Genomic DNA, 24,584 nt, shown 5'->3' on the forward strand with positions numbered 1-24,584 from the left:
ATTACCGCTATTTTAGCTTGAACTTCACCAATCAGCGGCTCACTAATGGCACCATTATGCCATTAGCGTCTTCTTTTAAAGCTGCCGGTCTGCTCTTGGGGGCGACTGGCCTCTGCGCCTCCCTCTCGGCCTTGCAGGTCGTGGACTTCAACGAGTTTTCGCTGCCGGCGGAGAGCTACTACCAGGCGGCCCCCGGTGAGCGCGTCGCCATCCAGTCCAAGGGTGCAACCTTTTACCACACTCGCCCTTCCTGGGGCGGCACCTACAACGAGTTCACCTACTCGAACTCGACCGACAACACGACGCCGGGCTTCAGCGACCCGTCGAACCCCAACGACGCGAGCGCCTACACGGGCAGTGGCGATGGCGATGCCAACTACGGCATGGGCTACATCGGGATCGACTACACGGGCGACTACTCGACGATCCCGCTCAGCGTGTCGTTTGAAGCCGCCGTGGCCCCGCAGAGCATCAGCCTTACCAACTCGACCTACGCGGCGCTCTCCATGCTGCAGGGCGATGCTTTTGCCAAGCAGTTTGGCGGGGCGAGCGGAGACGACGCCGACTACTTTCTGCTCACGATCAGCGGCTACGACGCCAGCAATCAACTGACGGGCATCGTCGATTTTTACCTCGCCGACTTTCGCTTTGCCGACAACTCCCTCGACTACATCGTCGACTCCTGGGAAACGGTCGACCTGACCGCACTGGGCCTCGACGTGACGCGGCTCGACTTCAACCTGTCGTCCTCAGACACGGGCATGTTTGGCATGAACACCCCCTCTTACTTCGCCTTCGACAACCTGGCGTTTGAGCCGGGCGTGGCGGTGCCGGAGCCCCGCACGGTGATCAGCTGGCTCGGCCTGGCCGCGCTGGCCATGGTGGGCCTGCGGCGGCGGGCAGCGCGCTCGTGAGGCGAGTGCGTTACGAGGTGGTGCTCCTGCTCGCCCTGGGCGGGAGCGCGGTTTGGGCCGACGACGGGCCGGTCTTCGAGCTGCAACCCATCACGGTCAGCCCCTATCAGCTGCCGTTTGCAGTCGAGGAGTTCCCCGGCTCGATGGAAGTGCTCACCCGCGAAGACTTGGCCGCGACCGGCGTGCAAAGCCTTTCGGAGGCGCTGGAAAGCGTGGCGAACATCCCGATGACGTCGTTCTCGGGCAATGCCGCCAATGCGGAGGTCGACTTGCGCGGCTATGGCGAAAACAGCGGCCTGCGCACCCTCATACTGGTCGATGGCCAACCGCTCAACCGGGTGGATATGGGCACGCCCTCGTGGCTCGAAATCCCGGTAGGCCGGGTGGAACGCGTCGAGGTGCTGCGCGGCCCACAAACCGCACGTTTTGGCAACTATGCCACCGGGGGCGTGATCAACATCGTCACCCGGCTGGATGCTGCCGACGCCCCGCAAACGCAACTGGAGGCCGGGCTGGGCTCCGACGCCACCTTCTGGGCGCGCGCTTCGCATCGCCGCCCATTGCTGAGAGGGGCCATCTCCGTCCAACTGGAGCACAACGAAACCGACGGCTACCGCGAGAACGGCGGCTACGAGGCGGATTCGGTCGGCGTGAATTACGGTCGCCAAAGCGTCGACGGCTCACTGTTGCGGCTGGGGCTGTTTTACCTGGATAGCTTTACAGAATTCCCGGGGCCGCTCTCGACCGCAGATGGCAGGTTCCCGGACAACCCGCGCGCGTTTGGCTACGGCGAGGGGCAGGAGGACCGCTACTTTAGCGATAACCAGAAGGTGACGTTCGACGCGGCGGCGATCAGACCCGTGACCGCATGGGATAGCCGGCTGGAGCTGCGTGGCGGTGCCACCTGGCGGTCGATGGACTACAGCTTTGGTGAGCCGCTGCCGTCGATCAACGAGCAGACGACCGTCTGGGCAACGCCGGAGTGGACTTACGAGGGCTTCGAGCACCAGACGTGGTCGGTGGGGGTAGACCTGCGCCGGGCGGATCTCTCGGTGGAGGTGCGCCAGCAGCTGGCCGGGCGCATCTTTTCGGTGGAGCCGACGCTGGAGCAGCAGATCGCCGCGCCCTTCATCGCCGGTGAGATCAAACTGGCGGAAGACTGGACCTTGATCACGGCCGCCCGCGGTGAGTTTCACCACCTGGAGATGGACTTCGATACGGTCGATCCGGTGACGGGCACCCAGCGCGAAACCGGCCGTAATCGGGGTTTTGCCGCGCAGCTGGGCGTGCGTTGGCAGGCAAGGCCGGGCCTGAGCTTCTGGACCCGCTATGACCGGCTCTATCGCTTCCCGGTGACCGACGAGATCGCCGCCTACCAAGGCTACGCCTTGCCCGACCGTTTCAACTCCGAGCTGGGGCCCGAGCGCGGCCACAACGGCGAGATCGGTGCCGCGTGGGCGGGCGGCGCGGGCACATTGAGTGTCAACGTCTTTGCGCAGCGGCTCGACGGCGAGATCGTCTTCGACGGGCAGCAAAATACGAATCTGGCCGCAACCCGGCGCGTCGGGACTGAGTTGAGCTACCGCCACACATGGTACGGCTGGGACTTGCGCCTCGCCTACACCTGGTTGGAGGCCAAGTTCGTCGATTCACGTTTTGAAGACAACAAGGTGCCGCTGGCTACCCCGCACAGCCTCTCCAGCACCCTCACGACGCCGCGCTGGTTGCGCAGTCGCCTCGCGACCACCGTGCTCTACCGGCACGGGATGATCGAAGGCAGCGACTTCGCCAACACGCAGCCCGAGATACCTGGCTGGACGGTGGTCAACCTGGCACTGACGACCGAACTGACGCCCAGCCTCACCACCTTTATCCGCCTCAACAATATTTTCGACCGGCAATACGCCACCCTCAAGTTCTACGGCGCGTGGTATCCCGCACCCGGGCGGCAGGCGCGCGCCGGCCTGCAATGGACTTTCTGACGCTCATGAAATACGCAACGCTTTCCCTCCTCGCCGCCGCGCCCTTGCTGGCCGGCCCCTACTCTCCCCAAGCCGGCCAGCCCGGCAGCAATGCCGTCCCGCACGACGACCCTGCCTTTATCGCCTGGGCCGATGGCTGGCAGGACTACGTGGCGGGAGCCGATGTGACGGTCAACTTCCAGACGCCAGCCAAGGCACTCGGCCCTGCGCTGGAGGACGACGTCTACGGAATCGTATGTCTGGGCCGCGAGGGCTCGATCGTGCTGACTTTTTCGCAGCCGATCGGCGACGGTGAGGGGCCCGACTTTGCCGTCTTCGAGAACGGCTTTCGCAACAGCTTCCTCAGCGAGCTGGCGTTTCTGGAGCTGGCCTTCGTGGAGGTGAGCAGCGACGGCGAGCACTTCGTGCGCTTCCCCACCCACGCCTTGGCGCCCGACCCTATCGGCGCATTCGGCTGGGTCGATGCGAGCGATTTCCACGGCTTTGCGGGCACCTTTGTCTTGGGCTTCGGCACGCCTTTCGACCTCGCCGACCTCCCGGACGATCCCAACCTCGACAAGCAGGACGTGCGCTATGTGCGGCTGATCGACATCAGCGGCGATGGGTCCACCTTGGATTCGCAAGGCAACCCGATCTACGACCCCTACCGCACCGTGGGTTCGGCGGGCTTCGACCTCGACGCGGTCGGGGTGCTCAACGGCCCTGCGGTCGAGCTGGAGGCCGTCGAGCTGCAGTTGGTCGCGGGTGACGACGGCAGCTACACCCTCGTCTGGCAAGGGCTGGAAGGTGCGACCTACGCCGTGGAGCAGTCTACCGATCTGCAAGTGTGGACGGCCTTGGAAACCCTAACCGGTACGGCAGGTGAGAACCGTCTCCCGGTAACGCCAGCGTCGCAGGGGGCAGCCTTCTTCCGCGTAAAGACAATCGCCCAATAGCCATTAGCCAGGCTTCATTTATTGGCAGTACATTGCCATTAGCGCTTGATTCTTCCACTACAGAGGCCCAGCGTGAAGGGAGCTTTTGGAGCCCAACCGGCTCAGCTCCCTTTTATCATGAAGACACAACTGCTCTACCTCCTCACGCTATCCTCTGCGGCGCTGCTCTCCGCGCAGTCGACACCGTATTCGAGCTTTAACGAAACGACACACCCCACCGATCCCGCGATCGCCAGCAGCAATCCGGGCATCGTCCAGTGGGCGAGCGGCGTGGTCGATTACAGCCCCGCCACCAACGTGCCGCTGTCGTCCAGCTGGCAGAACCCGAGCAACGCGCTGGGCGCCTACAATACCTCCATCGTGTCACTGGGCGAGCTGAGCGCGGCCGACATCGCCAACGGGGTCGCGCCCGGTTCGATCACACTCAGTTTTACGCAGCCAATCTATAATGGCGCGGGGGCCGACCTCGCGGTGTTCGAAAACGGCTTTGCTTTCGGCACGCCCAATGGGCTGTTTGCAGAGTTTGGCTTCGTCGAAGTGTCCTCCAACGGGGTGGATTTTGTGCGCTTCCCCAGCCTTTCGTTGAACGACGCGGCGCTGCCCGGCGGCTTCGGCTCGGCCTTCTCCGGCTTCGACGTCACCAACGTCTACAACCTGGCGGGCAAGCACTCCGCCGGCTTCGGCACACCGTTTGACTTCGACGACCTCGCGGGCGATGCCCTCGTCACGAGCGGCCTGGTGGACCTCGACAGCATCAGCTTTGTGCGGATCGTCGACATCCCGGGCGATGGCTCGTTTGTCGACTCCGAAGGCAACCCGATCCTAGACAACTGGGCGACCACCGGCAGCGGCGGCTTTGACCTGGCTGCCATCGGCGCGTTTTACGCCAGCCCGCTCGCCGCAGTGCCGGAGCCGGAAACGGTGACGCTCTTCCTCGGGCTCGCGGCCTTGGGTTGCGTGCTGTTGGGCCGTCGCAAAGCGTAAGCTTTCTCTACGTCCGTTCATTAGTCAAAATAGTCAAGACGCCTCCTTGCCCAAGGGGGCGTTTTTTTACCTACTGGAAAAGGCAGGGCCTCTACTCTATCAATTTGCACGAAAGGATGAAATTCATGCAGGCAGACTGCATGAAGCGTTCAATTGGAAACTGGGGTAAAACCGTCCGCTCGCACCTTTCATGCTGATAACGTGATGGTTCCACGCGTAACAGACCCGGTGGCATGCGCCGTGTGACATGGCTGGCTCTGGTCGATATCACCTCTCGTGGGTATCGCGATCAGAAGTACAACTTCAACCCAAGTTGAATATGCGTCAGCTCTTGTCTACTACTGTCTTGGCCCTTCTGGCGACCCAACCCGCCTGGGGCACCGTCTCGATCACGGGCGGGAATTTCGCCTACTACGAGGACTTCAACGACTTCGAAACGCTGGACGATCTTCCAGAGTGGACGCTCCGAGCGGCCGGCGCGAGCGAAGACCCGATGTATCTGGGCCTCGACGACGGCTCGATGAATACCGGCGGGGCCTACAGCTATGGTCGCACGGGTAGCTCCGAGCGCTCATTCGGCTTCCTGCCCAACAACAACCTGGCGGCTAGTATCATCATCGAATTCCGCAACGATACCAGCAGCGTCATCAACGAATTCTTTGTCAGCGCAGATGCAGAGCTGTGGCACGGTGAGGCCAGCGGCAGCTCCACCTCGTTGAAGTTCAACTATATCGTGCCCGGCAACGATCCGCTCGACCGCAATTACGATGGGCTCGATTACCACTCCGGCCAAGCCCCGATCAATGGTGCGGCGAATCCCGGCCCGATCGACTCGGTGCAGCTGAGCGATTACGCGGTCGATCGCCCCATTTTGCCGGGTGAGACCTTCCTCTTCGAATTCTTCTTCCCGGTGGCCAGCGCAGGTATGGACGCGCAAGGCATCGGCTTCGACAACTTCGTCTTTGCCGTGGGCCGCTTCGACGGGCAGCCCATCAATTACATGGAGAATATTGCCGCCGTCATCCCCGAACCTTCGACCTACGCCGCCTTGGCTGGCGCGGCCGCATTGGGCCTGATCGCACTGGGCCGCCGTCGCCAATAGACTGATCAACGTAGGGGCGGGGTCGGTACCAAGACTCCCCGCCCCAGCGGCCAGCCCTGGGCGAGGAAAGCGAAGCGGCAATACGGCCTACTTTGCCAACCAGCCCCAGCAGCCGTTGGCAGAGGCGTAGCCGGGCTGGATGTAAGTCCACCCGGTGGGCGTCCAGATCCAAGGGGCTTGGGACACATAAACCCAGCCCATCCAGTCGCCCGTGTAGGCCCAGTCGCCTACCTGCGGGTAATCTAGCCAGGTGCCGGTCGCATCTGGATGCTCGGGGATTTCGGCGGGGCGCTGCAGGTAGCCCCAGACACCTTGGGCCGCGTCCTGCCCGTCCTCGATCCAGATCCAGTTGCCGCCCGCCTTTACCCACGGTGCGTGGGCCACGTTGACGAGGCCCAGCCAGTCGCCCGTATCGGCGAAATCCATGGAGATGTCGTAACCATACCAGGTTTCGCTGGCGGCAATATATTCGCGCAACCATTCCAGAGCCGGGCGCTCGTAGCTGTAGTCGTCGACGAGATAGGCTTCGGTGTCGGTGCGCCAGAGGCCGATCCGGTAGCCCCAGAGCGTAACGCCTTCGATGGCCGGGTGCTCCCAGAACATTGGGAAGATACGCTGATAGTTGGCGAGCTGGACCGCGTCGGAGTTGTTTCCGCTCGTGCCGTCGACATCCATCTCGGTGATGATGATGGGCAGGCCGGTCGCCGCGAGACGGTCGAGGTTGGCCTTCATCGTCTCTACCGTGCCAGTGGTCTCAAACGCGTGGCCTTGGACGCCGATGACGTCGATCAGCCCCTCCGCCTGGAGGTCGGTAATGATTTCGAGATAGTTGGTGGTGGCCGTGTTGTTGCCGATGATGCCGTAATCGTTGAGCACCAGGCGGGTCTCCGGGAAGATCTCGCGCGCCATCCGAAATGCTTCGAGGATCCAGTCGTGCCCGGACTCGCCGTAGCCGCCGAGAGCGTCGTAATAGAGCGCGGTGACGTTGGTGCTGTAGGCGGCGTATTCGCCATTCGGCGGTGCGTGGAGCGGCTCGTTGACCACCTCGAGGTAGTCGATCTGCGGGTAGCGCTCGGCCACGGCATGGAACCATTCTTCGATCTCTTCGCGCTTTTCCTCGACCGGTAGGGTGCTGATCCAACTGGGCTGCTGCGCGCCCCATACGAGCACGTGCATGCGGAAGAGGCTGCCGGTGTCTTGCGCGAGCTGATAGGCTGCGTCCAAATCGGTCCAGTTCATCACGTCGCGCGTGGCTTCGACGCTGCCCCATTTGCCGCCGTTCTCCGCCGTAACTTGATTGAAGTAGGCTTCGAAATTCTTGACCTGACTGGCGGAGTGCACGCTGCCGAGATACTTGGACTTACCGGTCGCCAGCGGCGGGCCAGACGGCACATATTCCTCGGGAATAATGGTGCCCTCCCCTTCGCCGGCGGTCAACTCCGCCACGGTATAGGCGACGCCTTCAGGCCCGAAGGCAAACTTGTCGATGCGCAGGCCGTCTTCGCGCCCGCCGAACTGGAAAGTGGGGCTCAGATTATCCTCCGTCACGAGGTAGAGGATGGGAGCCTCTCCAGTGCTGAGCTTGACCCATTTCCAGGCTTCAGAGCCGACGGTACCGCCGTTGCCCACCAAGTCCGAATCCTGCGCGTAGCCCATCGCTGCGGCCAGGCCGTTGACGACCGACCACGCCGCATCCGCAGCCGGGTCGAGGTCGCCAAAGTCGCGGGGGAGGAAGAGGCTGTCGTCGCTGTAGGTGCCGGGCCCGACGTAGATGCGGGCATACAGCTCGTAGGTACCCGGCTCGGCAAATTCGGGGGCGATAGTAACGATGTTGGCGTCACTGCCGGGTGAATTGCCGGCGCCGGTGTTGAGGATCGCGGCCCAGCTAAGGTCGCCCTCTGTCACGGCGGTCATGTTGGAGCCAAACTGGCCCGATTCGGCCTCGATCGTCAGGAGTTGCTGTGCGCCGAGGCTTGCACCCAGCCACAACGGAAGGGTGCAAAAGAAGGATGAGTGCTTCATCTTTTGGGGTAAGGTGAGGGGTGAGAGTCGCCTCCACCTTACCGCCCTCCCGGGTGGCTCAACGAGTGCCGCGTAATTCTAATTGTGGAACGCCAAGCCTCTACTCTGACCGAGCTTCGCCCACCTCACGGGCCTGCACCAGCCGCTCGTATTCCGCCTCCGAGAGCGGCAGCACGGAGCCGTGCCGGAAGGGGAACGGAAAACTGAAATTTTCACCGGGCTCGAACTCGCCCGAGCCGAGATCGTGCGTGACGTAGGGTTGGTAACCGCGCCCTTTCATATAGTGGTCGAGGATGAGACACCAGGTCGCCGCCTGGCCGTCTTCCGCCGGGGCGACCTGATAGCAGGCCGGCCCCTCGTAGCCCTGCATCCCGGCCAGCGAAAAGCCGTCCACATTTCGCCACGGCCCGGAGAGCTTTTCCGCCGTCTCCATCGTGATGTCCTTGTCCTGCTCGTCCTTGGTGAAGCGGTAATACTGGTCGCCTTCGCGCACGATGGTGGTGTCGATGATGGTGGTGGGCTTTTCGATGAAGATGAAGGGCTTGCCAAAGGTCTTGAAATCGCCGGTACGGGCGCCCCAGATGCGGTGCTTCTGGTATTCGTCGCGAGCGGTGGTCGAAGCCCAGAAGACCACGTAATCGCCGCTTTCTTCGTCGTAAATCGCCTCCGGTGCCCAGGTGCAACCGGCATCCGGCGGCGCCACCTCCACCCGGCGCGGTTCCGACCACTGGACGAGGTCGCGCGACTCCCAGATCACGATGGCGCGGCTACCGTCTTCGACCGCCCGCTTCCAGTCGCCGTTGTGGTAGATGGAGAGATCGGTCGCGATCAGGTAAAAGGTTTTGCCGTCGTGCGAGCGCAGCAGGTAGGGATCGCGCACGCCCTTCTCACCCAACTGGCTGACGAGCACCGGCTCGCCGTCGTTGAGAGCCTTCCATTGGCGGCCTTCTTCGCTCACCGCAAAGTAGATCTGCTCTTCCAGCGCGGTCTTTTCACCTTTGAAGGTGGCAAACAGATAACCGGCCTTGAGGGCGGGCAGCAGGCAAAGGGTGGCAAGGGCGCTGGTGAAGAGGGTACGGGGAACAATCATGGCAGGGGGAGGAGTGAGAAGATGGCTGCCCATACCCTACCCCAATCCGCCATTGCCGCCAGCCCGGTTGATTCGCAACGTCAGACTGCGGGCACAAAAACGCCGAAGGAGCGTTGGCCCCTTCGGCGGCAAAAAAACAAGGTGGTGCTGCCTACGCCTCCGACTGCGGCTTGACCGCAAACCACTTGTAGAGCGCGGGCACCACCAGCAACGTGAGCAGGGTCGACGACACGAGGCCGCCGATTACCACGATGGCGAGTGGGCGCTGCACTTCGCTGCCGGTGCCCGTGGCGAGCAGCAGCGGCAAGAGCCCGAGCAGCGTCGTCCCGGCTGTCATCAGCACCGGACGCACACGCAGACACGCGCCTTCCACGCTCGCCTCGTCCAGCGGACGACCGGCGCGCACGAGGTCGTTGAGATAAGTGACGAGCACCATGCCGTTGCCGAGTGCGATGCCGAAAAGCGCGATGAATCCGATGCTGGACGGCACGGAGAGGTTTTCCCCGGCAAGCCAGAGACCCACCACCCCACCGACGAGCGCGAGCGGGATGTTGAGCAGGATCAGCGCGGTGTTTTTCAGCGAACCGAAGCTCATGTACAGCAACAGCGCGATGAGGATCAGCGTCACCGGCACTACTAGAGCGAGGCGGGCATTGGCCTGCTGTTGCAGCTCGAACTGGCCGCCCCACGAGAGGAGGTAGCCGGTGGGCAGCTCGACGCCTTGGGCAATCGCGGCCTGCGCCTCCTCGACAAAGCTGCCGATGTCGCGCCCGACTATGTTGGACTGGATTTCAATGTAGCGCTGGTTGTTCTCGCGCACGATTTCGCGCGGGCCGACGATCTCTTCGATCTCGGCGATCTCATCCAGCGGGATCAGGGCACCGCCGGCGGTCCGCACGATCAGGTGGCGCAGATCGTCGATCGTCCGGCGCGCCTGCTCCGCGTAGCGCACGTAGATGGCAAAGCGCTGCACGCCGTCGTAGATCTGGCCGGCCTCCACGCCCCCCACGGCGGCTTCGATCAGCTCCTGCACCTCGGAGAGGTTCATGCCGTGGCGGGCGATGGCCTCCCGGTCGGGGCGCACGACGATCTGTGGCGAGCCCGTCACCTGACCGGCCTGCACGTCGGCCGAACCGGCGATGCCCTGCAACACACCCGCGATGGCATCGCCCTTTTCCTTGAGCACGTCGAGGTCGTTGCCGAAGAGCTTGATCGAAAGCTGCGCCTTCGAGCCCCCCACCAGTTCATCGACGGTCAACTGGATTGGTTGGGTGATGTTGACCAGCACCCCCGGCATCCCGGCCAGCTTGTCGCGCATGGCGTTTTCGATGTCGATCTGGGTGAAGCCCTCGCGCCATTCCGCCTCCGGTCGCAGCACCACCATCATGTGCACGCTGTTAATCGGGTCGGCGTGCGCCCCGACTTCGCCGCGCCCGATGCGCGAAATCGCCTGCTCGATCTCGGGGATCTCCAGCAGGCGCCGCTCGGCGATCAGCGAGTTGCGCTTGGTCTCTTCGAGCGAAACGGAAGGCGCCATTGTGAGATTGGCAATGATATCGCCCTCCATCAGGCGCGGCGTGAACTCCGAGCCCAGTCGAGGAAACACGACCGCGCCCACCGCCAGCAGCCCCAGGGCCAGCGCGACGGCGACGATGCGGAAGCGCACGAAGAAGCGCACCACAGGCCGATAGACCGCCACCAGCAGGCGCACGATCCAGATCTCGCGTGGCTGGCTCGTCTCGCCCTCGGCCCGGCGGGGCGGGCTCATGAAGAGCCAGGCGTAAACCGGAGCGCCTACCAGCGCGAAGAGCAGCGAGCCAAACATCGCCAGCGACACCGTATAAGCGAGCGGGCGGAACATCTTGCCCTCCATCCCGTGCAGCGTGAAGAGCGGCAGGAAGACCAGCACCACGATGAGGATCGAAAACGTGATCGGCTGCGCGACTTCGCTACAGGCACGGGCGATGATGCTCCGCTTGGGTTCGCCCGGCGGAGAGGCGCGCAGCAGCCGGTCGGCATTTTCGACCATCACGATCGTGCCGTCGACCATCATGCCGATGGCGATGGCGATACCGCCGAGCGACATGAGGTTGGCCGAGATGCCGAAGTAGTACATCGCGATGGTGGCAAAGAGCACCGAAAACGGGATCGCGAGCGCCACGACGAGACTGGGCCGGAAGCCGCCGATGAAGACGAGCAGGATGATCACTACCAGCCCGATGCCCTGCACCAGCGCGCTCGTCACCGTCTTGACGGACGACTCGACGAGCGTCTTCTGCTCGTAATACGGGTCGATCACCACCCCCTCGGGCAACGCCTCCTGCAGTTCGGCCAGCTTGGTCTCCACGGCGGCAATCACGGTCGACGAGTTGGTGCCGTAGAGCTTGATCACCATGCCGGAGACGACTTCGCCTTCGCCATTGCGCGTTTGCAGGCCTTGCCGGATCTCGCCGCCGATGTCGATTGCGGCCACATCTTCGAGGTAGACGGGCGTGCCGTTTTCGTGCGCCACCACGATGCGGCGTAAGTCGTCGATACCACGCGCGAGCCCTTCCGAACGCACGATGAACATCTCGCCGTTGCGCTCCAGGAACTGGCCGCCCACGTTCTGGTTGTTGGCCTCCAGCCGCTCGATCACCTCGTGCAGCGACAGGTCGTAGCGCAGGAGCGCGTCGGGATCCACGTTGACCTGGAACTGCTTGACGTAGCCGCCGATGCCGAGGACTTCGGTGACGCCGGGAACCGTCTGCAGGTGGTATTTCACGATCCAGTCCTGCATCGAACGCAGCTCTTCGAGCGAGTATTCGCCCGTGGTGTCGATGAGGTTGTAATAGAGCACGAGGCCTTGGCCGGTGGAGATCGGTCCCATCTCGGGCTCGCCAAAGCCGGGCGGAATGGCCTCACGCGCCTCCGACAGGCGTTCGCCCACCACTTGACGGGCGAAATAGATGTCGGTGCCTTCCTCGAAATAGACGCTGACGACGGAGAGCCCGAAGTTGGAAACCGAGCGGATTTCCTCGACCTTGGGCAGGCCGCTCATTGCCGCCTCGACCGGGAAGGTGACGAATTTTTCCACCTCTTCCGGCCCCAGGCCCGAGGTGACGGTGAACACCTGCACCAGCGCGGGCGAAACGTCGGGAAACGCGTCGACCGGCAGCTTTTTGTAGCTCCAGTAGCCGCCGCCGATCACCGCCAGCGTCAAGAGGATGACAATCAACTGGTTGCGCAGGGCCGTCTCGATAAATCGCTTTAACATACGTTAGCCTCCTTTCTGCGCTTAGTGGTGGTGGTGACCGCCGAAAGAGCCCTTGCCCAACTCGGCCTTGAGCGAGATGGCGTTGCGCAGCGCGATGACGTCGCCTGGCTCGAGCCCGCGCACGACCTCGAACGATTCCGCGTCGCCGTGGCCCAGCACGACCGGGCGCGGCTCGAAGCCCTCGTCGGTCTGCACAAAGACGACCGTGGCACCTTCCATCGTGAGGACGGCGGTGCGTGGGATCAGCACCTCCGCGCGGTGCTCGTCGATGGAGACGGCGCCCTTGATGAAGAGCCCCGGGCGCCAATTACGGTCGGGATTCTCGACTACCGCGCGGGCGAGGCCGGTGCGGGTATGCGCATCGATCGTCGGGGCGATGTAGGCGATGGTGCCTCGATAGGGTTCACGGTCGTGCCCGCTCTGGATGAGCACGCTCTGCCCTTCGTGAATCTCGCCCATGTTACGTTGGTAGATACGGAGATCGGCCCAGACCGTCGAAAGGTCGGCAATGGTAAAGAGCGGCACGCCCGCCTCCACCGTCTGCCCCGGGGTGATGTCGTAGGCGACGATGGTCCCGTCAAAGGGCGCCTTTACCTCAAAGGGGCGCAGCGTCTCGGTGCTTTCCAGGGTCGCGAGGACCTGGCCCTTGCTCACTTGGTCGGCCAGGCGCACGCGGATGTCTTGCACGACTCCGGCATAGCGCGGCGTCGCGTAGGCGATTTGTTCGCGGTTAAAGGCGATTTCGCCGGGCAGCACCACTTCTTCGTGCAACGTACCGGGACCGACGGGACCAATCTCGACACCGAATTCGCGGAGCGTGGCCGCATCGATCTGCACCACGCCTTCTTCGTGCTCGTCGTGCCCATGCTCATCATGCTCGTCTGCATGTTCATGGTCGTGATCATCGTGCTGAGCCCAACTGGTGACAGGGCCAAGCGTGGCCAAGGCAAGAAGGAGCGTTGAAAGGCGACGGTGAGTGGAAAGGTGGTTCACAGGGAAAATGCGGTTCATGAATGTATGTGCTAAGGTCACGGCTTAACGGATCGGATTGACTGGGCGGGTCAGCGCCTCCACTTGGGCAAGCGCCTGGGCGTAGCGGCGGAGCGCGTCTAGCTGGGCCTCGCGCACTTCGAAGAGCGCCTGCCGGCTGTCGAGCACGGACAGGATGGTGAACTGGCCACGCTCGTAGCCGCTCTGGGTGTCGGCCAGTGCCTGCTCGGCGGCAGGGCGCAGCTCGTTTTCGAGCGCCTGCACTTCTTCGTAGGCATTGACGAGGGAGCGGTGGGCGGCTGCGAGCGCCTGGAGCAGCTCGCGGCGCACGGTCTCTTGCTCGTGTTCGACGGCGCGCAGTTGAGCCCGGGCGGTGCGGATGTTGCCCTGATTCCGGTCGAAGAGCGGCCAGGGGACTTGCACGCCGACGAGGAAGGCCGCATCGCCGCTGTTTTCGTTGAAGTAGCGTGCGCCGGCGGTCAGTTCGATGTCGGGCGTAGCGCGCGCTTCTTCCAGCTCCAGCGCGGCTTGGCGGGTAGAGGCCTCAGCCCTGAAACGCGCCAGCGCGGGCGTATCCGCGAGCTGACCGACCAGGCCGATCAAGTCGGGCGGATTTTCCACCGCAATCTCGCCTGCCAAGGTGAAATCGGACGCGGGAACCAGCCCCCAGAGGGCGCTCAAAGCTTCCCGAGTGGTCACAGCCTCGCGCTCGGCCTGCTGCAGGGCAAATTGCTGCTGCCGCACGGCGAGTTGAGCCCGGGCGCGGTCGACCTCCGGGGCGCGGGCAGCCTCGACCAGGCGGGAGGTTTCGTCGCGGCTCTCGGTCGCAAGGGCGAGTTGTTCGCGGCGAAGCTCAACCGCCCGCTGTGCCAGCAAGACTTCCACGAAGGCCTGCCTTACCTGCCCCTGCAGCATCGTCAGGCGTTGCTCGGCATCCCAACCGAGCAAGGCACGTTCGTGCTCGGCCAAAGCCGTGCGGCGCTGGCGTTTGCCGCCCATTTCGAGGACTTGGGAGACGCCGAGCGTGATCTCAAGCCCATCGACTCCACTCAGCCCGCCGCCCGTGCCGAGAAAGTTCTCGACCTCGGCGCCGATGGTGGGGTTGGGCCGCAGCGAAGCTTGTTCGACCTGACCAGCCGCAGCTTCGTCAAGCACTTCGAGCCGTTTGAGAGCAGGATCGTTTTCGACTGCGAGGTCGAGCGCCTGCTGCAAGGTGACGGGGGCTTCAAACGAAGACCCGGAAGATTGCGCTATCAAATGCCCCGTTAGCGCGACGGGGATCAAAACATAAAACAGTTTGGAACGAAAGTATCTGGACATGAAAAATCCTGAAAGATGGTTGTAACAAGAACGCACCGGGCGTTCTTCGAATGGCCTTGGCTTCACGCGGAAGCGAAGGGCCGACAACGACTTTCAGGATCGATCAGACTCTTAACACGTGCGTTCGCACGATGACGACACTTTGCGGCGGTGCCTCCGACGGAGGCGCACGCGGGCCGCTCGAAGTCTCAAGGAGGCGGACGGCGGGCAGATTCAACTCCGGCAACCAGTCGACGACCAGCGCACTCGCATCGGGCAGCGGCACCGCCATGCGCGGCGAAAGCTGCGACTCCAGCGACTGCCCCCGTACGCGGATGTCGACACACGGCGGGCAATGATCGTCCGCAAGCTGGAACTCGGCGGCATGCGCTTCCGGTTCGGCGGGGCACTCGCCATGGCACTCCTGCTCCTTCAGCTCGAAATGGGCGGCGAAGCCCGGATGCAGGCACAGAATGGCATCACCGAGGGTGCCGAAAACGGCATTCCACAGTAACATGAAGGCCAGGAGCCCCACTGTTAGCCACTGCTGCATCACGTGCCGATGATTAAAATCGACCAAGCGTGTGTCAACTTCAGATGGAAAGCCGCTATTGGACGGCTGCTGCGTGGTGGGGCTCCAGGTGCACGACGACATCAATCAGGCGCGGGAATTCCTTTTGCAGCCGCGCCTTCACCTGATGGCCCAGCTCATGGCCCGCCTGCACCGTCATCTCTGCATCCACCTGCAGGTGCAGCTCCACAAAATAGCCGACTCCGCTTTTGCGCACGCGGCACTTTTCCACCTGCTGCACTTGCGCGTCGGCTTCCGCCGTTCGGCGCAGCGCGGCGACCAGCTCGTTATCGACCCGACCGTCGAGGACATCGTGCATCGAGAGCTTCACGATCCGGAAGCCGTTTGCGGCGATGATCAGGCAGGCAAAAAGGGCAGCCCAATCGTCCGCCATCGCCCACCCTTCGCCGCCGATGAGCGCCACTGCGATGCCGATGGCCGCCGCGCCCGAGGTGAGCGCGTCGGAGCGGTGGTGCCAGGCATCGCCCTCCAACGCCCGGCTCTCCATTTCGCCCGTGGTCAGCTTCATGATGCGGTTGGCCATCAGCTCTTTCACGACGACGACCATGAGCAGCACCGGCAGCGTAAACCACTCCGGCGCATGGTGCGGGGTGCGAATCTCGCGGATCGAGAAGGCCGCGATCGCCACCGCAGCGCCAAGCAGGGCCACCCCGGAGAGTACGCCCATGACCGACTCGATCTTGCCATGGCCAAACGGGTGCTTGGCATCCGGCGGGCGCAGCGAGAGAAAAAAGCCGCCCCAGGTGAGCAGCGAGACAAAGATGTCGCTGGCCGATTCGATGCCGTCGGCAATCAGCGCGTAGGAGTTGCCCCAGATGCCGACAGCGATCTTGACGCACATCAGCAAGATGTTCATCGCCAGCACGATGCCGCCGACTTTCAGCAGGTTGCGGTGGTCGAAATCAGAGGTGGGCGCGGTCATGGTCTCCTCGGGAGAAACTGGGGTAGATTACAAAGATGCCACTCATCACCCATGGCAAGACTTGATCCGCACATTTGAAGTATCACCGTTTGGCTCCTACTCTTAGGACTGAAGGCACTCACGACAGGTGCCGCTATCTCACCTAAAATTACGATCTCTCCATGAAAATCCTTACGCTCATTACCTTATTCTTTGGCGGTTTCTTCCTCGCAGCTTGCGGCGACAACGCGGGCGGCAGCGTCGAGCTCTCTGATACCGACGTCGTGCCCTCCGGCACCTATACGGGTGTGGCCAAGGAGGTAGACCCGGAAGAGCAGGAAATCTACGTTGAAACCGCTGACGGCAAGACGATCGAGCTCTACTTTACCGAGCGGACGCAGCTGATGCGCAACAACCAGGTGGTCCAGTTCCAGGCTCTGCAGCAAGGCCAGCGTGTCGAAGTGGAGGTCGAGAAGGTCGGCCAACGCCTCGAACCCATCAAGGTGACGATCCTCGCCGCCAACTAGCGCAGCTTCATGGCGGAATTGCCCTCCATGTGGCGGACGGAGCTATGGCACCCCCTCTCCGTTCACTTTCCTGTAGCCCTGCTCACTGGAGCGGGGCTGCTTGCTTTAGCCCTGCCCCTGCTATCCCGAACGCGAGCCGGGAGCGGTCTGAGGTTCAGTTATTCGCTACTGCTCTGGGCAGGGCTGGTCGGCTTCTGGATTGCCTACTACACGGGCCGCCTCGCCTATACAATCGAGGTGAGGCGCATCTGCGACCCCGGGGTGTTGAAGGAGCACCTGTTATGGTCCTACATTTGCGGCGCCATCTTTTCTGCCGCGGCCGCGTTTGACCTTGTGCGGGTCTTCCTCCGTGGTCGCCTGCGCCTTGGGGCGCGGACCGTGGGCTTGCTGCTGACGATTGGCGGGGCGGTGTGCATGGCCTATCTCGGCCATCTGGGTGCAAAGCTCGTCTATCAACAGGCAGCTGGCGTGCACGTGCCGTCCGAAGATTGCGCAGAGTTCAGCGACCCCGCCCCGTAACAGAAAGCGCGGGATTGCGGTTGCGCCGGGCCGGGAATGGGTGGAAACTCTGAGCGTTCCGATGTCTGAGCTATCCAGCGACCTGGAAGTCCATTTGAAGGTGCCCGACTTGTGGCAGCAGGACGCGATTCGCGCCTTGCAGGCAGGTAAGGACGTGGTCGTCGATGCTCCTACCGGTGCGGGCAAGACCTACATTTTCGAGCAGTGGCTGGAGAACAGCTTGCGCGGGCAGGCCATCTACACCGTGCCTACCCGCGCCTTGGCCAACGACAAGCTGATCGAATGGCGCGCCAAGGGCTGGAACGTGGGCATTGCCACGGGTGACCTCGCCGAAAACCTCAACGCCCCCGTGGTGGTCGCGACGCTGGAAGCGCAAAAGAGCCGCCTCCTGGCGGGCGAAGGCCCCGCGCTGCTGGTGATCGACGAATACCAGATGCTGGGCGACATGAGCCGGGGTACGAATTACGAACTGGCCATCGCGCTGGCACCGGAAGACACGCAACTGCTGCTGCTCAGCGGCTCGGTCGGCAACCCGGAAAGCGTGGTGGCGTGGCTGCGCCGGTTGGGCCGCGAGGTCGACCTGATCCAGCACCTGGAGCGCCCGGTGCCGCTGGATGAGATCCACATCGAGGCCTTGCCGGAGAAGGGCATCCCTGCCCGCGTGCGCGGTCTCTGGCCCCGAGCGGTCGCACGCGTGTTGAAAGCCGGCATGGCCCCGCTGCTCGCCTTTGCCCCTCGTCGCAAGGCGGCCGAGCGGCTCGCGATCGACATTGCGCGTCAACTGCCGGAGGAAGACCCGCTGATCCTCACGCCCGAGCAACAGCAGTTGGCGGGCGACGAATTGGCCCGGCTGCTCAAGGCGCGTGTGGCCTACCACCACAGCGGCCTCAGCTACCGCCAACGCGCAGGCCTGGTCGAACCGCTGGCCAAGGCCGGGCAGCTAAGGGTGGTCGTCGCTACGATGGGCCTCTCGGCGGGGATCAACTTTTCCATGCGCAGCGTGCTCGTGACCGACCGCGAATACCGCGCGGGCGACCGCACCCACCAAGTCCGCCCCGACGAGCTGTTGCAGATGTTTGGCCGAGCCGGGCGACGCGGGATCGACAAGAGGGGCTTTGCGCTGGTGGTGCCCGGCGGGCCGCGCCTGAACGAGGGCCGTCCGCTGCACTTGAAGCGCCACAACACGGTCGACTGGCCCAGCTTCCTCTCGGTCATGCACTTGGCCGACGTCGCAGAGGAAAACCCCGTGCTGGCCGCCCATAGCGTCGCCAGCCGCCTCTTCAGCGCCGAGCGCGTGCCGCTGGGGCTGCGTGAATTTGCCAAAAACGGCGCACGCACTCACCCCGACGAGGAGCAGCCGCCCACGCGGGTCCACCGGCAGCAGATCGTCGAGATCCAGACGCCCGACGGCGAATGGGAGCGGCAGCGGGCACCGCAAAAAGGGCACCTCAAAGACGTGGTATTCTTCCACCAGGGGAAGTGGAAACCCGCCCTGAGTGTGCCCGCGACGCTGGAGCAGATCCCGGTTGGCAACCTCTGCCGCATGCGCCAGAACGGAAAAACATTTTACGGTCGGGAGCTACCGCTGGCCCGCCTGGGGCGCGGCGCAAACGAGGGCGAACTGGTCTTGACCCACTGGCTGTGGAAGCAGCTGAAGCAGAGCCTGCCACAGCCGCGCAAGCAGGGCCCCCGCATCAGCCGTGAGCATTGGACGCTGGAACAACTTGAGCGCGAAGTGTTGCCGCAGCTGCCGATGTGGACCATGGGAGGCCGCGCGCTGGAAATTGAAACGCGCGGTGATACGCTGGTCGCGCGGCTGGACTACCGGGAAGCGTTTGCCTACGCTTACCGCGACGGTGCCGGGCGCTACCTGCTGGCCCCACCAGAGCGCACGACCGAGCTGGTGGCCGATTTGCGCATCTCCGGCGAGACCGACCGGGGTTCTCCCATTGCCGGCCCCACCCCGGCGGATGCGTGGTTTCAGCTGGGCCTGATCGACCGCGACGCTCGCCCTACCCGCCGAGGTGTGCTTTTCAGCTTCTTCAACCACGGGGAAGGCCTAGCCATCGCCGCCGCACTGGAAGATGCCACCTACCCCATCGAAGAACTGATCTTCGACGTGGCCAACCTGCGGGCCGGTCACCGCTTCCAGATCCACGAGGAATATTCGGGGCGACTGGGCGGCGTATGTCGCAGCACCTACCGCAACGCGACCTACCACGGTTATCTGCGCAAGGGCGTGCCGCCGGAATATGGAGACGGCGCGGCTGAAACCCTCCGCCGCCTGGATGCCCAGCCCGGCGCGAAGCAAAAGCTGATGAGCGACGAGCTGCTGAGCGGCGACATCGAACGCGCGCGCCTGGAGTGGCGCAGCCTGCTCAACCACATCGCCCACGCCCCCGAGCTGGAATGGGAGCGCTGGCTGGAGCTGCGGGCGCACGCCGGCTGGCTGGTCAGCAGTATGCCCGAAGGCGGCTTCCATCCGGAAGACCTCCCGCCACTGACCAGCGTGCAGCGCAAGCGCCACAAGAGCTTCCTGCGCTTTGATTAAAGCGCCCCGCGCAGGGCCAGTCGCGACCTCCGCGCGGAGCGGTCGAATCAAAAGCGAGCGCTCATTATTCGCGGGTGCAAGACATCAGATACTTGCCCGCGCGCAGCATCTGCGAGACGAAAGACATCTCGTTATCATACCAAGCAACCGTCTTGAGCAGCTGCACGCCGGAGGCCTGAGTAATTTTCGTTTGCGTGGCGTCGAAGAGCGAGCCGAACCGCATCCCAATAACGTCGCTGGACACGAGGGGCGCATCATTGTAGCCGAACGATTCACTCGCGGCCGATCGCATTGCGGCATTGATCCGTTCGACGTCCACCTCCTTTTCCAGCACGGTGTAGAGCTCCACCAAAGAGCCCGAATCCACCGGCACCCGTTGGGAAGAGCCGTCGAGCTTGCCAGCCAGCTCCGGGATCACCAGGCCGATCGCTTTGGCGGCACCGGTCGTGTAGGGCACCACATTGGTCGCCGCCGCTCTTAGCCCGCGCAGATTCTCCGTGGCCCGCGCCGTATCCAGCAGCGGCTGCGAGTTCGTATAAGCATGGATGGTGGACATCTGACCGGTCACGATCCCAAACTCGCGATGCAGCACCTTCGCCATCGGCGCAAGACAGTTGGTCGTGCAGGAGGCGCAACTGATGACCTGATCTTGAGAATCGAGAGTCTCATGGTTCACGTCGTAGACGATCGTTTTCATCTCCTTGCCCGCCGGGGCGGAGACGATCACCCGCCTGGCTCCCGCCGACAAATGAAGCGAGGCTTCGGGCAAGGTGGTAAAGAACCCGGTGCACTCGAGCACGAGATCTATGTCGAGCGCCTTCCAGGGCAGCTTTGAGGGGTCCTTTTCCGCATAGACGCGGATGGTTTGCCCTCCCACCGCGATCAAGCCCTCGGCAGCCGACACCGCCTTGCTCCATTTGCCTTGGGCCGTATCGTATTCCAGTAGATAGGCCAGCGCAGCGGGAGAGCCCAAATCGTTGATGGCAACGACTTCAAAGGCGGGATCTTCGTGAAGAGCACGGCAAGCCAGTCTCCCGATTCTGCCGAATCCATTGATAGCTACTTTAATCATCTTTTCGTCCGGTTTTCGGAGCTGGACCAACGCCAGCACCGGAGGGAGATGATATCAGCAGCGCGCTTTGGCGAAAATGACAACAAACCGGAAAATCCTGCCAGAAAGACCGATTAGAAGCTACACGAGCTCCATTGCCTGCTCCGAGCCCCAGCACGAGGTAAACCGCTCGCGATACTGAGAAGGCGTGACCCCGAGGTGTCTCAAAAACATCTTTCGCATTGTATCCGCACTCGTAAGGCCACACTCCATCGCCACCCTATCCAGAGACAGGCGGCTTTCCTCCAAACGCTGCCGAGCTTTTTCAACGCGCAGTTTTTCGAGGAACTTTGCCGGGGTGTCCCCTGTCTCCTTCGCAAAGACGCGAGCAAAATTTCGAGGGCTCATTCGCGCGCGTTCGGCCAGACTCTCGATCGTCAAAGCCTGATCGTAGTGGTCGGCCAACCAGTCCAGCAACTGCCGCACCGGGAGATAGTCTACATGTTGGTGAGCCAGGGAAACGCTGAACTGGGATTGATTGCCGGGACGCTTCATGAACAACACCAACAGCCTAGCCACCTGCAGCGCCACTTCCCGGCCGTAGTCCTCTTCCACCATCGCCAGAGAGAGGTCGATACCAGCGGAAACTCCGGCCGAGGTGTAGACCTTTTCATCCCGAAGAAAGATCGGATCTTTTTCCACCCGGGTATCGGGATACAAGCGGGCCAACTCCTCGCACTTTGCCCAGTGCGTCGTCACGCGTCTGCCGCTCAAAAAACCGCATTCCGCCAGGACGAAAGCCCCCGCACAGATCGAGCCCATCCGCCTGCAGGCGTGAAACTGGGATTTCAACCAATCAATGGCCGCATCTGGGTACCGGGGCTCTTCTCCGCGGCCGGTCACCAGAATCGTATCGGGAACAAAATCAATTGTATCGAACGTGTAATCGCAATTAACCGGGATACCGCTCGAGCTGCGCACGACCTTTTGCGATCGGTCGGCAGCAATGCAACAAACGCGGTATCCAGAGCTTTCACCAGCGGAAGCAAGGCAATCTGCCGCTTTAGAAAAAACATCTGCTGGCCCCGCGACGTCGAGAAGCGTCACGCCAGGAGCGACCAGCAGCGCAATATGTTTGATACCGTTCAAATGGAGCCCAGTCGTACCGCCCGAGAGCAGCATCCCATGCCCAATGCAACCAAAGGCGGCGGCTCTAGTTCGTCGAGCTGGTGCGCAGCTGGCGGTCGATGTGACGGAGGAAGAGCGTGAGGTTTTCCTTTTTGCCTTCCTCATTCTTACCGGCGAAGCGCAGCACTTGCGACGTGGGCAGCTTTTCGGCGGTCGGGGTCACGTCGATGCGGTATTGCTCGCCTTCCTTCAGCGTTTCAACCTGCACTTCATAGCCTTCGGGAGCGTTGAAATCGAGCAGCTCTACCGGTTGACCGGCGAGGAAGGTAACGGTCGCGCTCTTGGTGGCGCGGCCATCGTCGATCCATGCCAGCAGGCGCGGCTCCATCTCGTAGCGGCCCGGGATGACGGTCACGAGGTTGAGGCTGTACTGCCCTTCGTCGGTCGTAACCGCAATGTGCTTTTGCTGGCGGCCCTGGCGCTCGCCGAACTGGAACACGGCCTTGATCTCGCCGCTTTCACCAGGGGCGTAGACGTCCTTTTCGGGCGCGGCAGCCGTGCAGCCGCAGGAGGTGCGCACGTTGGTAATCGCCACCGGCTTGTCGCCCGTGTTGGTGAACTTGAAGACCCCGACGGACTCCGTCATGTCGGTCGTCGCTTCAATTTCGATATTATCGGACTCGAAGCTGAGCTCCGCGTGCAAAGAGCCGGCCAGGGTAGCCCAGCCCAAAAGAATCGCCGATTTCCAGTGCTGCATGGAGGGCAGATTGCCTCAGCTTCCAACCAACGTCAAGCCGCCCGACAGACACAAAAAAGCCCGTCCGGGGGAGCCGGACGGGCGGGGAGGAAAAATCCTAATAGACGTCTCGCTGGTAGCGCTTCTCCTTCTGCAGCTTCTTCACGTGGGCGATGGCGTCTTCTTCATTCAGGCCGCCGTGCTCCATGTAGACTTCGACGAGGGCTTGGTTGACGTCCTTGGCCATGCGGCTGGCGTCGCCGCAGACGTAGAAGTAGGCCCCTTCTTCGAGCCAGGCATACAGCTCCTTGCCCTTTTCCTTCATGCGGTGTTGCACGTAGACCTTCTTTTCGGTGTCGCGCGAGAAGGCGACGTCCATCTTGGTCAATACGCCGGACTTGAGGTAGTCCTGCCACTCCGTCTGATAGTAGAAGTCGTAGAGGAAGCGTTGGTCGCCGAAGAACAGCCAGTTGCGGCCACGCGCGCCGGTGGCTTCGCGCTCTTCCACAAAGGAGCGGAAGGGAGCGATACCGGTGCCCGGCCCGACCATGATGATGGGGGTGTCGGGATCGGTCGGCAGCTTGAAGTTCTTGTTGTGGTGCATGTAGACGGGGACGGTGTCGCCCGGCTGCACGCGATCGGCGAGGAAGGTGGAGCACACGCCCTTGCGACCGCGGCCAAACGCGTCGTAGCGGACCGCGCCGACCGTGAGGTGCACTTCTTCCGGGTGCTTCTTGATGCTCGAAGCGATGGAATAGAGTCGCGGGGGCTGCGTGCGCAAGAGGTTGAGCAGCTGGTCGACCGTCAGGTTGTCGGCCGGCGGGTATTCGGCAAAGAGGTCGCGGATTTCGCGGCCCCAGAGCCATTCGCCCAGCTTTTCCTTTTGGTCGTCTTCCAGCAGGTTTTCCAGCGCCTTGTTCTTGGCAAAGGGCAGGTACTTGCGGATGAGGCTGCGGCTGAGCGAGGTGACGTCGTAGTCGCGCATCAGCAGCTCGGTCAGCGAGAGCAGCTCGCCGTTGACTTCCTTCAGCTCATCGCCGCGGAAACCAGCGAGGCGGAGCATGTCGTCGGCCACTTCCGGGCAATTCACCGGGATGATGCCGAGGGCGTCACCTGCTTCGTAGCTGAGGCCGGAGCCGGCGAGGTCGAGCTCGATGTGAAGCACTTCCTTGGAAGAGCCTTCGCCATTGAGCACGTAATTCGCCTTCACCTTGGCCGGGAAGGGGTTCTTCTTCGAGTAGCCTTCGTCGGCTTCGAGGCCGGGGAGGCTGAAGTCGCCGGGCAGCTCGATGCTGGGGGCGGCGGCGGGAGCAGGAGCGGCGGCAGCGGCCTTCTCCTTCACGCCACTGACTTCCACCATCTTCTCGAGGGCGTTGTTGAGCCACTCGCGGAAGGGCGCTTCGAATTCGACGTCGCAATCCTGGCGGTCGTAGAGGCGCTCGGCGCCCAAGTCGGCCAGTCGTTTGTCGAAGTCCTTTGCGCATTGGCAGAAGTCGGCATAGCCGGTATCGCCGAGGCCGCAGACGGAGAACTTCACCTTTTCGAGCTTCGGGGCTTGGTCGCCCATCATCAGCTCATAAAATGGTGTGGCGCTCTGCGGCGGCTCACCTTCACCCCAGGTGGAGACGACGATGAGCACATGCTGCGCTTCGGGCAACTGGGCGGCATCGTAGTCGGCCATATCGGCCAGGGTGGTCTTGAAACCGGCGGCCTTGGCAGCCTTTTCGGCTTCCTGGGCACAGGTTTCGGCGTTGCCGCTTTCGGAGCCGAAGAGCACGAGCAGCGGCACGGTGGGGGCAGCGGGAGCGGCAGCGGCGGCCGGGGCGGCAGCCGTTTTCGCACCACCGCCCATCATGGCTTGGCCCAGGGCGGCGAAGTAACCTCCCAGCCACATGGACTGGGCCGGTTGCAGCGTGGGCAGCAGCGCATTCAGCGCCACCTTCTGTTCATGGCCGAAAGGTGCGTTATCGGGAATCTGGATATTCTGCGGCATTGCGCGAGGGAT

20 protein-coding genes are annotated in these 24,584 nt (G+C 63.0%); 9 read left to right on the forward strand and 11 right to left on the reverse strand.

Going from position 1 to position 24,584, the window contains the following annotated elements; translation table 11 throughout:
• Window positions 1–56 precede the first annotated feature (56 nt).
• The 5 genes from Q7P63_06240 (at window position 57) to Q7P63_06260 (ending at window position 5,917) form a co-directional block, all read left to right on the forward strand.
• Window positions 57–914 (forward strand): DUF4465 domain-containing protein, encoded by an 858-nt coding sequence (locus Q7P63_06240; protein MDP0499684.1) that lies wholly within the window; start codon window positions 57–59, stop codon window positions 912–914.
• Window positions 911–2,896, forward strand: a complete 1,986-nt coding sequence (locus tag Q7P63_06245) for a TonB-dependent receptor (protein MDP0499685.1) — start codon at window positions 911–913, stop codon at window positions 2,894–2,896. The genes Q7P63_06240 and Q7P63_06245 overlap by 4 nt, the downstream gene beginning before the upstream one ends.
• Window positions 2,897–2,901: 5 nt before the next feature.
• Complete coding sequence (locus tag Q7P63_06250) at window positions 2,902–3,831, forward strand: PEP-CTERM sorting domain-containing protein (GenBank protein ID MDP0499686.1); 930 nt, start codon at window positions 2,902–2,904, stop codon at window positions 3,829–3,831.
• A gap of 117 nt (window positions 3,832–3,948) precedes the next feature.
• Window positions 3,949–4,815, forward strand: a complete 867-nt coding sequence (locus Q7P63_06255; GenBank protein MDP0499687.1) for a PEP-CTERM sorting domain-containing protein — start codon at window positions 3,949–3,951, stop codon at window positions 4,813–4,815.
• Window positions 4,816–5,146: 331 nt separating this feature from the next.
• Complete coding sequence (locus tag Q7P63_06260; protein MDP0499688.1) at window positions 5,147–5,917, forward strand: PEP-CTERM sorting domain-containing protein; 771 nt, start codon at window positions 5,147–5,149, stop codon at window positions 5,915–5,917.
• Window positions 5,918–6,004: 87 nt separating this feature from the next.
• Here Q7P63_06260 and Q7P63_06265 read toward each other — a convergent pair whose 3' ends face one another.
• From Q7P63_06265 to Q7P63_06280, 4 genes are all read right to left on the reverse strand, one after another.
• The gene (locus Q7P63_06265) at window positions 6,005–7,939 is read right to left on the reverse strand and encodes an endo-1,4-beta-xylanase (GenBank protein ID MDP0499689.1); all 1,935 of its coding nucleotides are present in this window, start codon (window positions 7,937–7,939) and stop codon (window positions 6,005–6,007) included.
• 100 nt (window positions 7,940–8,039) lie between these two features.
• Entirely contained in the window at window positions 8,040–9,029 is a 990-nt protein-coding gene (locus Q7P63_06270; protein ID MDP0499690.1) for a glycoside hydrolase family 43 protein, read from the reverse strand.
• A 151-nt stretch (window positions 9,030–9,180) separates the two neighbouring features.
• The gene (locus tag Q7P63_06275) at window positions 9,181–12,285 is read right to left on the reverse strand and encodes a CusA/CzcA family heavy metal efflux RND transporter (protein MDP0499691.1); all 3,105 of its coding nucleotides are present in this window, start codon (window positions 12,283–12,285) and stop codon (window positions 9,181–9,183) included.
• Window positions 12,286–12,306: 21 nt separating this feature from the next.
• Complete coding sequence (locus Q7P63_06280) at window positions 12,307–13,056, reverse strand: efflux RND transporter periplasmic adaptor subunit (GenBank protein ID MDP0499692.1); 750 nt, start codon at window positions 13,054–13,056, stop codon at window positions 12,307–12,309.
• Between Q7P63_06280 and Q7P63_06285 the strand changes: the two genes are divergently transcribed.
• Entirely contained in the window at window positions 13,051–13,248 is a 198-nt protein-coding gene (locus Q7P63_06285) for a hypothetical protein (protein MDP0499693.1), read from the forward strand. The genes Q7P63_06280 and Q7P63_06285 overlap by 6 nt on opposite strands.
• A gap of 72 nt (window positions 13,249–13,320) precedes the next feature.
• Here Q7P63_06285 and Q7P63_06290 read toward each other — a convergent pair whose 3' ends face one another.
• The 3 genes from Q7P63_06290 to Q7P63_06300 form a co-directional block, all read right to left on the reverse strand.
• The gene (locus tag Q7P63_06290) at window positions 13,321–14,532 is read right to left on the reverse strand and encodes a TolC family protein (protein MDP0499694.1); all 1,212 of its coding nucleotides are present in this window, start codon (window positions 14,530–14,532) and stop codon (window positions 13,321–13,323) included.
• A 166-nt stretch (window positions 14,533–14,698) separates the two neighbouring features.
• The gene (locus Q7P63_06295) at window positions 14,699–15,091 is read right to left on the reverse strand and encodes a hypothetical protein (protein MDP0499695.1); all 393 of its coding nucleotides are present in this window, start codon (window positions 15,089–15,091) and stop codon (window positions 14,699–14,701) included.
• A 91-nt stretch (window positions 15,092–15,182) separates the two neighbouring features.
• Window positions 15,183–16,088, reverse strand: a complete 906-nt coding sequence (locus Q7P63_06300) for a cation diffusion facilitator family transporter (GenBank protein MDP0499696.1) — start codon at window positions 16,086–16,088, stop codon at window positions 15,183–15,185.
• Window positions 16,089–16,249: 161 nt separating this feature from the next.
• Between Q7P63_06300 and Q7P63_06305 the strand changes: the two genes are divergently transcribed.
• From Q7P63_06305 to Q7P63_06315, 3 genes are all read left to right on the forward strand, one after another.
• Window positions 16,250–16,594 carry a hypothetical protein gene (locus Q7P63_06305; protein ID MDP0499697.1) on the forward strand — a complete coding sequence of 115 codons (345 nt, stop codon included), beginning with the start codon at window positions 16,250–16,252 and terminating at the stop codon, window positions 16,592–16,594.
• Between the two features lie 9 nt (window positions 16,595–16,603).
• A complete protein-coding gene (locus tag Q7P63_06310; GenBank protein MDP0499698.1) occupies window positions 16,604–17,113 on the forward strand; it encodes a hypothetical protein in 510 nt (169 codons plus the stop codon).
• Window positions 17,114–17,174: 61 nt separating this feature from the next.
• The gene (locus tag Q7P63_06315; protein ID MDP0499699.1) at window positions 17,175–19,664 is read left to right on the forward strand and encodes a DEAD/DEAH box helicase; all 2,490 of its coding nucleotides are present in this window, start codon (window positions 17,175–17,177) and stop codon (window positions 19,662–19,664) included.
• 64 nt (window positions 19,665–19,728) lie between these two features.
• On the opposite strand, the gene gap is transcribed toward Q7P63_06315, so the two are convergent.
• The 4 genes from gap to Q7P63_06335 form a co-directional block, all read right to left on the reverse strand.
• Window positions 19,729–20,736: a type I glyceraldehyde-3-phosphate dehydrogenase gene (gap, locus tag Q7P63_06320; GenBank protein MDP0499700.1), complete on the reverse strand. Its 1,008-nt coding sequence runs from the start codon at window positions 20,734–20,736 to the stop codon at window positions 19,729–19,731.
• Window positions 20,737–20,856: 120 nt separating this feature from the next.
• A complete protein-coding gene (locus Q7P63_06325; protein ID MDP0499701.1) occupies window positions 20,857–21,897 on the reverse strand; it encodes a GlxA family transcriptional regulator in 1,041 nt (346 codons plus the stop codon).
• 31 nt (window positions 21,898–21,928) lie between these two features.
• Complete coding sequence (locus tag Q7P63_06330) at window positions 21,929–22,600, reverse strand: DUF1573 domain-containing protein (GenBank protein MDP0499702.1); 672 nt, start codon at window positions 22,598–22,600, stop codon at window positions 21,929–21,931.
• Window positions 22,601–22,697: 97 nt separating this feature from the next.
• Window positions 22,698–24,572: an assimilatory sulfite reductase (NADPH) flavoprotein subunit gene (locus Q7P63_06335; GenBank protein ID MDP0499703.1), complete on the reverse strand. Its 1,875-nt coding sequence runs from the start codon at window positions 24,570–24,572 to the stop codon at window positions 22,698–22,700.
• Window positions 24,573–24,584: the final 12 nt, after the last annotated feature.

Source organism: Verrucomicrobiota bacterium JB022 (genome assembly GCA_030673845.1).
GTDB lineage: Bacteria > Verrucomicrobiota > Verrucomicrobiia > Opitutales > Oceanipulchritudinaceae > WOUP01.